Origin of the sequence: Belliella kenyensis, from assembly GCF_022549675.1 — a bacterium.
In the GTDB taxonomy this organism is placed as follows: domain Bacteria; phylum Bacteroidota; class Bacteroidia; order Cytophagales; family Cyclobacteriaceae; genus Belliella; species Belliella kenyensis.
On the sequence record NZ_JAKZGR010000004.1, the window covers coordinates 166,761 to 180,141 of the forward strand.

The 13,381-nt window shown below is 38.8% G+C and carries 8 protein-coding genes; all 8 read right to left on the minus strand.

Annotated features, from left to right (window positions below):
- Window positions 1-105: 105 nt before the first annotated feature.
- The 8 genes from MM214_RS05645 to MM214_RS05680 all read right to left on the minus strand — a co-directional run bounded on the left by MM214_RS05645 (window position 106) and on the right by MM214_RS05680 (window position 13,380).
- Window positions 106-4,236, minus strand: a complete 4,131-nt coding sequence (locus tag MM214_RS05645; RefSeq protein ID WP_241292992.1) for an AAA family ATPase — start codon at window positions 4,234-4,236, stop codon at window positions 106-108.
- 141 nt (window positions 4,237-4,377) lie between these two features.
- Window positions 4,378-5,829 carry a sodium:solute symporter gene (locus MM214_RS05650; protein WP_241292993.1) on the minus strand — a complete coding sequence of 484 codons (1,452 nt, stop codon included), beginning with the start codon at window positions 5,827-5,829 and terminating at the stop codon, window positions 4,378-4,380.
- 42 nt (window positions 5,830-5,871) lie between these two features.
- Entirely contained in the window at window positions 5,872-7,425 is a 1,554-nt protein-coding gene (locus MM214_RS05655) for a glycoside hydrolase family 10 protein (RefSeq protein ID WP_241292995.1), read from the minus strand.
- Window positions 7,426-7,462: 37 nt separating this feature from the next.
- Window positions 7,463-8,263, minus strand: a complete 801-nt coding sequence (gene murQ / locus MM214_RS05660; RefSeq protein WP_241292997.1) for an N-acetylmuramic acid 6-phosphate etherase — start codon at window positions 8,261-8,263, stop codon at window positions 7,463-7,465.
- Between the two features lie 38 nt (window positions 8,264-8,301).
- Window positions 8,302-9,153 (minus strand): N-acetylglucosamine kinase, encoded by an 852-nt coding sequence (locus MM214_RS05665; protein WP_241292999.1) that lies wholly within the window; start codon window positions 9,151-9,153, stop codon window positions 8,302-8,304.
- Between the two features lie 114 nt (window positions 9,154-9,267).
- Window positions 9,268-9,903 (minus strand): response regulator, encoded by a 636-nt coding sequence (locus tag MM214_RS05670; RefSeq protein ID WP_241293001.1) that lies wholly within the window; start codon window positions 9,901-9,903, stop codon window positions 9,268-9,270.
- 114 nt (window positions 9,904-10,017) lie between these two features.
- Window positions 10,018-12,627, minus strand: a complete 2,610-nt coding sequence (gene clpB, locus MM214_RS05675; RefSeq protein WP_241293003.1) for an ATP-dependent chaperone ClpB — start codon at window positions 12,625-12,627, stop codon at window positions 10,018-10,020.
- Between the two features lie 276 nt (window positions 12,628-12,903).
- Window positions 12,904-13,380: a hypothetical protein gene (locus MM214_RS05680; protein ID WP_241293005.1), complete on the minus strand. Its 477-nt coding sequence runs from the start codon at window positions 13,378-13,380 to the stop codon at window positions 12,904-12,906.
- Window position 13,381 lies beyond the last annotated feature (1 nt).

The following is a 13,381-nucleotide window of genomic DNA, read 5'->3' on the forward strand; positions in this document are numbered from 1 at the left end:
TTCCTATCCATCCCTGAAAACAGGGATATTGTCAAATCACCAAAAAACACAAACAGAGAATAGTTGACGATGAATTGGTACTCGCTTGGCTAAAAAAATACGTCCTTATTCAGCTTTCAAAGGTATATCGATAATTATCGTAGTACCACGATTGGGATAGCTATCTACTTCAAAAGTTCCCCCTAGTAGTTTTGTCTTAGATTGTATGGTCATAAATCCCAATCCATGTACGATCTGATTCATGTCCATTCCCTTACCATTATCCTCCATCAATATATTCACCCTATCTATATGCTTGATAAGTTGAAGTGTGGCATGTGTTGCCTGAGAATGTTTTATGGTGTTTTGAAGGAGCTCTTGGCAAATTCTAAAAATTGATATCTCAACTTTCTCAAATACTCTTCTTGAAAAACCTAATATCTGAAGGTCGATATTGAGAATCCCCGATGAGTTTATTTTTTCAACAAAGGAATCAAGAGTTACTTTCAAACCAAATTTTTTCAGTGAAGCAGGTGCCATATGATGGGCTATTCTCCTCAATTCTTCAATCGACTCATCTAGCATGACCAAAGTATCCTTGTGGGAAGTTGATTCACTGAATGCTCCATTTTTGTCTACTTGCTCATACAATCCATTCAGCTTGAGCCTTACTGTGGATAGCATCGACCCCAAGCTATCATGCAAATCACTCGCTATGCGATTTCTCTCTTTGTCTTGAATCTCCATAAGATCTTTAAGGTGATCATTGTTCTGCTGCTGAATGATCTTCGCCAGCCTTTGCTTCTCATACATCTCATTTGTAATATCATTGTTGAGTTGAATGGTCTGCTCATGGATCATGGCATTTTCTAGGATAATAGCACCTTGATTTGAGGTGATTTTTATCCATTTAAGGAGATTTTTGGAATACCAATTTTTCATAAAACAGTTTTCTAGATAAATCACCATAGAAAGATATCCTGTGATATTGATTGGTAAGATTAAAAAGCTTTTTACATTCCTCTCTTTGAGTCTATCTAATTCTATGGAGGGCATTTCCTGATCTATATCATCTACCTGAAGCAGGTTCTTTGTCTTGTGAGCATATAGGATCAATGACTCCGGATAATCCAGTTTCTCAGAGTTATTCAACAATGAAAGGGAGCTAGAGGTCAACACATTATCTCTTTCTTTTTGTAACTTCACCACAACACCTGAAGATCCCGAGAATCTCAGAAGAAGAACCATGAGTTTTCTTATCAAAGAAGTAACTTCAAGGTCACTGCTCAACTCTTGCTGAATCGTCTCAATATCAATATCCCAAACTAGGTCTACACGATTCAAAAACGCCTGATATTGTTGCAGCAGTTGATTGGCTTTAGCTACAGCCCCCCAGTTACTGAATGCTTCCACAGACTCCAAGATTAATGTATGGGCTTTTTTTGAATTAATATTCAATGTCAAGTGATGCTTTGCGAACAATTCCTTGGTCACTCCTTCCATAAAATAATCTTGTTCTATCAACTTTAGCGTTTGTCTATAGGCTTTGGATGCCTCCGATTGATTACCCAAAATTCTACTCATCTCGGCCTGAAGTAAGCAGTAAATCTTCAAATAATTCAATGGTGAGGATTTTGACCATAGGGAGAAGGAATTTAGAATTTCATCTAAGACTTGGATATATCTCTTTTGCTGGTCTGCGTCATAACTATACCAACATTGAGTAATCGACAAAAATCGGATAAATAAGTTTGCAGGAACCAACGGAGAGCCTTCCTGAAGCTTTCTATTCTGATCAGCTTCACTTGCAGCCTTTTCTGCCAATTTATAGAAACCAAATAGGAAATAGTATTTTGCCCAAACATAAAACCTATAAAACTTTTCTTCTTGGACTGTCAATTGTGCTGCAAATGAGGATCCTTGGATTCTCGGAATGGAGAAGATCGTATCTCTCCCCATGAGGTAATCTATCAGGCTCTTTTGGTAATGGGTGATGTAATAGGTGAGCTCATTTTCAGGATATAAATTTTGGAAATCTTGATCAATAACTTCTGAAAGTGGCCCTCCAGAGAGAAATCTCAGATTCAACAAGTGAGTGCTCAGTATATATTGGCCTATATAATCCCCTGATCGCTTACCCGCCTCCATGCCTGATTGGAGGAGTGAAAAGCTATCTGCAAACGGATCTTTCCATGTCTGGACATAAAATGCAAAAACACCGTATACCCTACATCTGAGATTCAAATCCCCAAGCTCTTGATTGATCGATAGACCAATTTTCCCATACTCAAAACCTCTAGAAATCTCCCCTGATATGATCAGCATTCTTGCATAAGAAACATAGCCTATGGCCTTTACTGCGGAAGGAGTACCAGGCTTGTCTGACATCAAGATAATATTCATCGATGCCCAAGTCATCATCAAGTCTGATGTATGATGTAGCGCCATACCCCCCACGTACAGCAAGTTCAATACATGGTTGTTCTTATTGGTAAATGAAGTTCTCTGCTGAACAAATTTTGCTTTTTCCTGATTATCAAGATGCTTTTTGAGCTGATCCAATTCTTGAAGGAGTCGGCGCTTTGTTTGAGGAATTTGAAACCCCAGTTCATTGAGACTCTCTTTGAGTATTTGAAAAGCCTTTCTGTATCGACCTAGGTGGCTATTGATTACGATTTTCAATAAATATGGATCTATCCTTTTCTCAAAAGAAAAGAACCTTTCTAGCAAAAAGTCAAGATGAATTTCTGCAAAATCATACTCACCAAGCTCATACTCCGCCCTTGCAAGCTGAAGAAATGAGTTCCAAGTCAAATCTGACACTTCCTCCCATTTACAATTCCCAAGATGAATGTTACATATTTTGAAGAATTCCTTAGCCTGCTCTATTTGCTTATGCTTTTTTGCAGCCATTCCTGCTTTATAGTTGATCTCTGCAGCTAATCTTTCCTCCATATTCCTTAAGACTGCTGGTAATGCTTTGTTCAGGTGATTGGCTGCATGAATTATATCTTTTGATTCCTCTAGCTCAAAGAATCGATGATGGTAAAGTTTTGCAAGCTGATAATGATTGCTAATCAGCTCATCAGCATCTATTCCTTGATAGACTAGTTCGGCCAAGTGCATTTGAGTGACATTGATCCTCTCTTCTTGAAGTGTCAAAAGACCAAAACTTGCACATTGAGCCAGTAATTCATCAAAGTCCTTTTGATCTTCGCCAAGCCATTTGAATACTAAGTCTTTGGAAATACTGCCAGCGCAAGCTACGAAATTGACTAATCTTTGAGCATCTAGGGTCAATCTACCCATGTGGATATTGAGGATATTCTGTTTGTTCAGCCCTTTGAAGGCTTTGTTGATTTGGGATATTTCTCCATGTAGCAATCCATCTTTTAGAAATAAAAGGGCTGAATTCTTGAGGTTTTCTACGATGAGCTGCAGTAGAAAAAAATCCCCTTGACATAGCCTGTGACAAGTTTCAACCAATTGCGAATCACATTTACCTTCTAGCTGATTCTCAATATAGGCTTTCGTTTGGCCAAAGTACAATTCCTTGATATTCAATCTAAAAATATGCTGTTTTTCAAAACTTAGACTATCTAGAATATTTTTGGAGACGGCTGATTGATCAAATGTCGTCCGCTGTTCTCCTATCCAGATTAGCTTATCAGTCTTTAGTTCTGTGAGCAAAAAACTCAAGAAATTAGCTCCTGGACTATCCATCCATTGTAAATTGTCTGTAAACAAAAAGAGTGGCTCACTAAAAAAATCACTTATGAAACTAAAAATCTTACTCAAAATAGGATAAACTTGGTTTTCTACCTTGGGGATCAAAAACTGATTTGTCAGAGGGTTGATCTCTGAAATGATAGAAAGCTCTGGGAAATAATCTAGTGCAAGGACATAGTCTGACCCTAATTCCTCCAGCAGCTTATGAGAAAAATCTTTGAACTCATCTTCTTTTAACCTGCTATATATCTGACTTAAAAAATTTGACAATCCATTTCTAAATCCGGCATATGGGACATTTTTTTGACTAGAAAAATGTCTGAGAATCAGCACTGGAACACGAGAACTCAGATCAGACAAAAATCCTTCAATGAGATAAGTTTTTCCAGAGCCAGCATATCCTGAAATCAATACCCCTCTTGCACAGGTGTTGCGATTGCCATGCAACATCTCATTTACCGTTTTTTCTAAAATCTGTCGATTTTTTTCACTCAGACCTTCACGCTTACTTATCTTGCCAGTTTTCATTGTGCCTCAATATTCGGAACTAAGATAAAATTAAAAATAAACTGGACATTATCCTATTCAAGGATACATTCCTACCTGTGGAGGATAAATTGCCAAATTCTTGGAAAAACATGAAAAGGATCATTTATAAAAGCTATCAGGCTACATCTCAGATTTCTTACTAAGCAATAACAATCCAAGGCATGTAAAAGAAGCATTGACAATCAAAATTTCGAATCCAAACCGATACCCATAAAACCACGCTTCACTATGCTGATCCAAAATGTAAGAAAGTACTGGGCTAGCCACACATACCAATGGAATCCAACGATCCTTCGTCTCCCTTTTGCTCAGCAGTCCAAATGCAAACAAACCTAAAATTGGCCCATAAGTGAATCCAGCGGCTTTAAAAACTGCACTTACTACACTGCTATCATTGAGCTCATTGAATACCACAATCACCAAAAACACCAACAAACAAAATCCTACGTGGACCAATTTTCTGGTTGTGTTGTTAAATTTCAAGGATTTTTTATTGCTTGGTAAGCCCAAAATATCTACACAAAACGATGTCGTCAGTGCTGTCAAGGCAGAATCTGCACTTGAAAATGCTGCTGCAATAATCCCCAACATGAAAGCCATCGCTGTAAGGGTACCTAGGTTATTCAATGCCAATAATGGGTAGAATTCGTCTGAACTACTCGGAATCGTAAGTTGATGAACTTCTGCAAAAGTATAAAGCAAAACGCCAAGGCTAAGAAAGAGTGTCGTCGAAAAGAAAAATGAAACTGAAAACCAGAAAATGTTTTTCTGAGCCTCCGCTTTGTTTTTACATGTCAAATTCTTTTGCATGACATTTTGATCCAAGCCATTCATAGCTATGGTAATGAAGACTCCAGACACGAACATTTTAAAAAAATTTCTATCAGACAAGATGTCCCATTCAAACACAGTAGACATATCGCTACTACCTATAAGCTGAGCAAGCTCCACTGGCCCTAGGCTCAACTCTCTGCTGATAATGATGATAGTCACTGTCACGGCAGCCAATAAAAACATCGTCTGTAAGGTGTCCGTCCAGACAATAGTCTTCACACCACTACTCACAGTATAAAGATATATCAGAAGTAAGGTAATCAGAACTGTAAGAAAAAATGGGACCCCAAATGCTTCAAAAAACCCAATCTGAAGCGCCGTGGCTGCTAGGAACAGTCTAAACGATGCTCCGATTGTTTGAGAAATAATAAAAAATACAGATCCTGACTTGTAAGCACCTCTACCAAACCTATTTTGGAGATATTCATAGATTGAGATGAGCTGCATCTTGTAAAACAAAGGTATCAATATGGTAGCTATGAGTGCATACCCTACCATATTGCCCATTACGAACTGTAAATATGTCCACTGCTTTGATTCTACTTCTCCAGGGACGGATATGAAAGTAACCCCAGATAGAGAGGCTCCAATCATCCCAAATGCTACCAAAATCCACGAAGACTGTCTATTTGCTGTGTAAAATGTCATGTGATCTGACTTTCTAGAAGTCAGATAACTGATCAAAATCAACAACATAAAATACACTACTACGACTCCAAAGACCAATCCCTGCCCCATATTCCAAACTTAAATGATTTAAAAAACTAAAGCCTTCATAGATTATCTCTTTTTCACATTGCCTTGGACAGCTTTTTTCTCTCCTTTTGTCATCACATTAATTTTCTCACTCAATTCTCCTTCTTGGTGTAGCCTATTCACAGCAGAAACCTGATAGGTATAAGCCTCTCTTTTTTTAGCTTTATGATCTACCCATACTTGCTCTGTATAGCTGCTTTTGGGTATGATAGTCAAAATATGAGCTGGGTTTTCAGTATCTAATGCTGTTTTTGCATCAGATCTGTAAATGACATAGTAAGCTTGATTACCCACACTTTGATCTTTCCAAGTCAGCTTTACTCCATCTCTCGGGCTACCCTCGACAGTTAATATTTGTGGAGGAGAAGGAGGGTCACTTTTTATCCATGGCATTTCAGGTATCAAGGCTGGATAAGAATATATTTTTCCTAGCTGGGTATTTACATCTCGCTTGTTTTCACCAATAGTTTTGGCTGAAAAGTACATGCTCCCATGTACTTTTTCGAAAGTTCTATTGAATTCCACTTGATTCTTGATTTCTTCGGGATCTTCCCAGCCTTTCTCACCTACCCTATATATCCCTTGTCCAATATACAAATGGCGACCGAAGGAATTCTCTTCCCACCATTTCACTAGGGTTTTGTACTCTGCCTTTTCGAATCCTATATGCCAATAAAGCTGTGGAGTAATATAATCTATCCATCCCTTTTCCAACCATTTCAAAACATCGGCATACAAATCATCATAATTGGTAACTCCAGCCTGCGTATCAGACCCTCTTGGGTCTTTGTCTTTGTTTCTCCAAACACCAAAAGGACTAATTCCAAATTTCACAAAAGGTTTTTCTTGCTTGATTCTTTGACTAAGTTCTTCTACGAAAAAATCAACATTGTATCTTCTCCACTCATCAATATCCTCGTAGCTTTCTCTACCATATTTCTCATAAGATTTATCATCTGGGAAGTTTTCATTTGCCACTTTATAAGGATAGAAATAGTCATCAAAGTGCACTGCATCAAGATCATAATGCCTCACTACTTCCATGATAGCATCAAATACAAATGCTCTAGCTTCTGGAATTCCTGGATCGTAGTACCATTTTCCACCATATTTCACAAACCATTCTGGATGCTTTACCATGGGATGTTCATCTGATGGGGTGAAATCCTTGCTCATACTTGCTCTGTAAGGATTGAACCAAGCATGAAACTCAAGACCTCTCTTTCTTGCTTCTTCTATCATGAAAGTCAATGGATTGTAATAAGAATCTGGTGCCGCGGACTGCTCACCCGTCAGAAAAGCGGACCACGGTTCATAGCTCGATGGATAAAATGTATCCGCTGTAGGTCGAATCTGCATGATGATAGCATTCATGCCTGAGGCTTTAAGCTGATCTAGTAGCTTTACATATTGCTCCTTTTGCAGCTGTGAACTCAAGCCACGTTGATTTGGCCAATCGATGTTTTCCACAGTAGCGATCCATGCAGCTCTCATCTCCCTTTTTGGAGCATTTTGAGCAAAGGAATCCTTTGGATAGAAAATATGGATAGTCAAAAAAATGATCAAGAAATATTTCATGGTACAAGTTGACATCATGACTGGATTTAGGGTTTATTTAAATATTTTCTAATACTGCTTTTACAGAGCCGTGTTTCAAAAGCAAAGCTTTGGCTTGCTCTTGACTAAGCTCAGGTAATACTTCTACTATCATCCTTATACCTCTTTGAATTAGCTTTTGATTGCTAAGTTGCATATTGATCATTTTATTTCCTTTCACTTTGCCTAGCTTGATCATCAGGGCAGTGCTGATCATATTGAGTATCAATTTCTGCGCTGTACCAGATTTCATTCTAGTACTGCCAGTGACGAATTCAGGTCCTACTACCGCTTCTATTGGGACATCCACATGTTTTGCCAATTCAGATCCTTCATTGCATGTAATGCATGCTGTCAATACACCATGAGCCTTGCTAGCTTTGACTCCTCCGATCACATAAGGAGTACGTCCTGATGCAGCTATACCAACCACTGTATCAAGATCTGAAAGATGATATGCTTGCAGGTCTTTCCAAGCTTGATCGATATCATCTTCGGCTCCTTCCACTGCCTTCCTAATGGCAGCATCGCCTCCAGCTATCAGGCCTACTACCAGATCTGGACTTGCTCCATAGGTAGGGGGAATTTCTGATGCGTCTAGAATTCCTAATCGCCCAGAGGTACCTGCACCTATGTAAAACAACCTTCCGCCTTGCTCGAATCTCGACACCAACTGATCTAGTAGAAGTTGAATGCTTGGTATACATTTTTGTACTGCCATTGCCACCTGTTGGTCTTCCTGATTTATCCCATTCAATATCTCTATCGTTGACATTTTTTCAAGGTCAACATATTTAGAATCTAATTCTGTAGTGGTCATCTCTAATTATTTTATTTGAATCTTTGATTTGAAAATCATCATACTTTGACGCCTGTATGATACTGTATCAATCCCTCCATGGGATTCTTGACGATCTGATTGATCTCAATATGCAACCTTGCAGCCTCCTCTACTATAAAAGATTTAAAATGAAAAGCCACAGATCCCACTATGGTAATTGGCAAATTTTCATTTTCTGGAAAGTATGGTAAAACAAAATATTCGAAAAACTTCCTGAAGTTTTGGCTAATCACCTGAGCAAACTCTTCCACCTCACTGTATTGCAAAAGGAAAGGCACAAAAGAAGCCAAAAACCTATTCACAAAAGGCAAGTTATACAAGCTATCTAAAATTTCTCTGTCATCTAATTGGTAGAAATCATAGAATTCTTTGGTAATGTCTACAGGAAGTTTTTTTTGCAACACTAGAGAAAGTACGTCTTTCCCCATGACTGCTCCGCTTCCATAGTCTGCCAGAAGGTATCCTAATGAAGGGACATTATTTATTATCTTTTCACCATCATACACACATGAATTTGCTCCAGTACCTATAATGCATGATATTCCGGGGGCATTTTGAAGAGTACTTCTAGCTCCTCCGAGTATGTCTCCCTCCACCTGAATATCAAAGGCATTAGGCAATACAGTTTCTAATACATTTTGGATGATTGAGGCTTTCTTAATTTTTCCGCAGCCTGCTCCATAGAACAATATCCTGTCCACATCATTCACTTGATTGCCCACTACGCTTGAAGCTACCTCCTGTATTTGACGTTCACTTACAAAATATGGATTCAGACCTATGGTGGTTTGAGTTTTGACTTTGTGCCCTTCAGCGTCTAAAAATATCCAGTTCGTTTTGGTGGATCCACTATCTGCAATCAATATCATAGATTTTTGAATAACGTTTAAAACATGCAATACCAAAATTGGCATTGACTCATCATTACAAAAATCAATTTTATTTTAGGCATTCATATCCCTGAAAATGGGGATTTCCTATAATCACTGAATCAACCTTTTCTTGTAAGCATTCTTGATCAATTCCGCTGTATTTTTTGCACCTAATTTGTAGAGCAAGTTTTTACGGTGAGTTTCTACAGTATTTTTGCTGATGAAAAGCTTGTCCGCTATTTCATTGGTGGTCAATCCAGAGGCTATAGACTCTAGTACCTCGAACTCCCTCTCTGAAAGCTTCTCTGAAATTTGTTGCTTAAAAGTATTTTTGATAAATGAGTTTAATAAGGTCTGCTTGACTTCATCGCCAAGGTAATTTTCTCCTTGATGGAGTGACTTGATTGCAGCCAGAAGATCTTGAGCCCCAGTATTTTTCAAAATGTATCCATGAGCACCAGCTTTGAGCATATCGGAAATAAAACTCCTGTCATTGTGCATAGACAAGCCCAAAATCTTCACCTTCGGATGAGTCAAAATCAATTTCTTTGTAGTCTCTATCCCATCCATCTCTGGCATATTGATATCCATGATCACGATGTCTACTTCCTTCGTTTCACAAAAGCTTAAAACTTCCTTTCCACTCATGGCTTGACCGACTACCTCTATCTCTTCTGAAAAATTAAGGATAGACTTCAACCCATCAATAAACATTTGGTGATCATCAGAAATCAAAATCTTAATCATAGTCGGTACCATTAGTTCCTTAAATTTCACAAAAATTAAATTGGAATTCCAAAAATATTATAAAAAAAGCCCCCAAACCGAAGTCTGAGGGCCTAACCAACTAATCAATCATTACTAAATCTCTACACTTTCTACATTTTTGAAATAGACTTGTTGATCTGCATCTAGATCTACCAATACTGCTGAATCTGGCTTGACATATCCAGCAAGAATCTGCTTAGAAAGCTCATTGAGCACCAATCTCTGCATGGTTCTTTTCAAAGGTCGAGCGCCAAACTGAGGATCGAATCCCACTTTTCCTAAGTAGTCTAAGACTTCCGCAGTAGCATCGATTTCAATATTAGATGCTTCAAGCCTTTTTTGAATTTCTCTCCATTGTATATCTACTATCTTCCTGATGACGCCCTGATTTAGGGGTTCAAACATTATCGTCTCATCTATCCTATTGAGAAACTCAGGTCTGACAGATAATTTCAACAGATCATAAACTTCTGATTTTGTCTTTTCCATCACCTCATCTTTGTTCCAAGCTTCCATCTCAGCAAATCGCTCTTGGATGAGGGTAGAGCCTATATTTGTTGTCAAAACGATTATGGTATTTTTGAAATTGGCAATTCTACCTTTATTGTCTGTAAGCCTTCCATCATCAAGTACCTGAAGCAGAATATTGAAGACATCAGGGTGGGCTTTTTCGATTTCATCAAGTAGTACCACAGCATATGGTCTCCTCCTGACTGCTTCGGTAAGTTGACCTCCTTCATCATATCCTACATAGCCTGGAGGTGCCCCCACAAGTCTGCTGACTGCATGCCTTTCTTGATACTCCGACATGTCTATTCTCACCATGGCGTTTTCATCATTGAAGAGGTACTCAGCCAAAGCTTTGGCTAGCTCCGTCTTTCCTACTCCAGTAGTACCCATGAATATAAATGAGCCAATTGGTCTCCTCGGGTCTTGTAATCCAGCTCGGCTTCTTCTCACTGCATCGGACAAAGCAGTGATGGCCTCTGTCTGACCAGCTACTCTTTTCCCTAGTTCATCTTCTAAGTGAAGAAGTTTTTCTCTTTCACTTTGGATCATCTTGCTGAGTGGTATGCCTGTCCATTTGGAAACTACAGCAGCAATGTCTTCATGATCTACTTCTTCTTTGAGTAGTGGCGAACCAGCCTGCATGGCTTCCAATTGATTTTGAAATTCTGCGAGCCTTTTCTCAGCTTCGACTATCTTACCATATCGAATCTCTGCCACTTTACCGAAGTCTCCTGCCCGCTCTGCTTGCTCTGCTTCAAGTTTGAGTTTATCTATAGATTCTTTCTCATTCCTTATTCCTGTGATTACGGACTTTTCGCTTTCCCACTTAGCTTTGATGCCTTGTCTTTTTTCTGAAAGCTCTGCAATCTCTTTACTCAGGACTGTCTCCTTATCCTTGTTGTTTTCTCGTCTTATTGCTTCTCTTTCGATTTCGAGTTGCATGACTCTGCGATTAAGCTCATCTAGCTCTTGGGGCAGTGAGTCTATCTCCATACGAAGTTTTGCTGCTGCCTCATCCATTAGGTCAATGGCTTTGTCTGGAAGGAATCTATCCGAAATGTAGCGTTGAGAAAGCTCTACCGAAGCTATTACAGCGTCATCCTTGATACGTACTCCGTGGTGAAGTTCATATTTATCCTTGATTCCTCTCAAGATAGAAATGGCATCTGCTGCGTCAGGTTCATCTACTATTACTGCTTGAAACCTTCTCTCTAGGGCTTTGTCCTTTTCGATATACTTTTGGTATTCTTTCAAAGTAGTAGCTCCTATAGCGTGCAGCTCCCCACGTGCCAGAGCAGGTTTGAGCAAATTCGCTGCATCCATAGCCCCCTCACCTCCACCTGCACCTATCAAAGTGTGGATCTCGTCTATGAAGAGGATGATTTCCCCTTCAGAATCAGTGACTTCTTTGATCACAGCTTTGAGTCTTTCTTCGAATTCCCCTTTGTACTTGGCTCCTGCCACCAAGAGCCCCATATCCAAAGAAATCAAAGTCTTAGACTTCAAGTTTTCTGGCACATCTCCACTCACTATTCTCTGAGCTAGACCTTCTACAATGGCTGTCTTACCTACACCTGGCTCACCTAGGAGAATTGGATTGTTTTTTGTCCTTCGGGCTAAGATTTGAAGTACTCTTCTGATCTCTTCATCTCTTCCTATGACGGGGTCTATCTTACCTTTTTTAGCAAGCTCGTTTAGATTTTTGGAATATTTTTCCAAAGCCCTATATTTTGATTCTGCATTTTGATCTGTCACTTTATTTCCTTTTCTAAGTTCCTTTATAGCTTCAATTGTGGCCTTTTCTGTGAGGCCATGGTCTTTTAACATTTGTGCGGTCTTATCTCCACCTTTCAACATGGCTAAAAATAGATGCTCTATGGTCACATACTCATCACCAAATTCCTTGGTGAATTGCTTGGCCGTGTTGAGTAAATTATTTGTAGCATTTGAAAGGTAGGGTTGTTGACCTGTTCCTCTTGGCAAGCCTTGAATCAACTCCTCCATTCGTCTTACCAAAGATTCCTTATTCACTTTCAATCTGCCGAAAATAAAATCTACTACATTTTCATCTACTGCAAATATGCCCTTAAGCACATGTGAAGGCTCTACAACTTGTTGCTGTTCTGCAATAGCCAACTCTGCAGCCTTTTGTATTGCCTCTTGAGACTTGATCGTATATTGATTGAAATCCATGATAGCTGTATTGGTTTTGTGATGATATTGATACAAAAACTATGGATCAAATAAGCAACCAGATCAAATAATCGGAAAAAATGTCATAAAAACCATCCTAAATACCTGAAAAGCAGACATATTGACACTTGTGTCCATATGTGTAGAAATAAAAAAGTCTGAACTCAGGAACATGGTAGAGTTCAGACTTGTATGATGATGCAAGCCTACTTTAGAGCAGCAAAAAGAAGCTAGCAACAAATTATTTTTACATGGTGAAAAACAAAGTCTTACTTCTCAATCTTCTTTTGATCTATACCGTTTGAGATCTCTTTCAAACTTTGCTATCTCAGCATTGGCTTTTTCTACATTAATTTCAAATTGCTTTTGTTTTAGCTCCATCTTGGCAATATTTTCTTCTGTAGTACCTTTTTGCTTTGCCTTTTGGATCTTGAGGTTTTGTTTAGACAAGCTTATTTCCTCTTTTTGCCTTTTTGTAAGGGCTTTATCATAGCCCTTTTGAGCTTTTTCCAAATTTTTAATTCGCTTAGCCTCTGCTTTTTCTGCTGCTTGGATTCGCTTAAGTTCTGCTTGTTGAGCTTTCAATTCTTTCTTTTCCTGAGCAAGCTTTTGCTTTTCTTCTTTTTGGGCTCTTTTGATTTCAGCAAGCTCTGCTTTGGTTTGCTCCATTTCGTTTGAACTCTGAGCATATGCTGTCCCTGATAGGATAAAAGCACAAAACAATGCACTAAGAATAAGTTTAATTTTTTTCATA

Excerpts from the sequence above, each read along its gene's own strand:
- MM214_RS05665 (WP_241292999.1), bottom strand. The coding sequence starts at position 9,153 with ATGATATTGATTGCAGATAGTGGATCCACCAAAACGAACTGGATATTT.
- MM214_RS05655 (WP_241292995.1), bottom strand. The coding sequence starts at position 7,425 with ATGAAATATTTCTTGATCATTTTTTTGACTATCCATATTTTCTATCCA.
- murQ (WP_241292997.1), bottom strand. The coding sequence starts at position 8,263 with ATGACCACTACAGAATTAGATTCTAAATATGTTGACCTTGAAAAAATG.
- MM214_RS05670 (WP_241293001.1), bottom strand. The coding sequence starts at position 9,903 with ATGATTAAGATTTTGATTTCTGATGATCACCAAATGTTTATTGATGGG.
- clpB (WP_241293003.1), bottom strand. The coding sequence starts at position 12,627 with ATGGATTTCAATCAATATACGATCAAGTCTCAAGAGGCAATACAAAAG.
- MM214_RS05680 (WP_241293005.1), bottom strand. The coding sequence starts at position 13,380 with ATGAAAAAAATTAAACTTATTCTTAGTGCATTGTTTTGTGCTTTTATC.
- MM214_RS05645 (WP_241292992.1), bottom strand. The coding sequence starts at position 4,236 with ATGAAAACTGGCAAGATAAGTAAGCGTGAAGGTCTGAGTGAAAAAAAT.
- MM214_RS05650 (WP_241292993.1), bottom strand. The coding sequence starts at position 5,829 with ATGGGGCAGGGATTGGTCTTTGGAGTCGTAGTAGTGTATTTTATGTTG.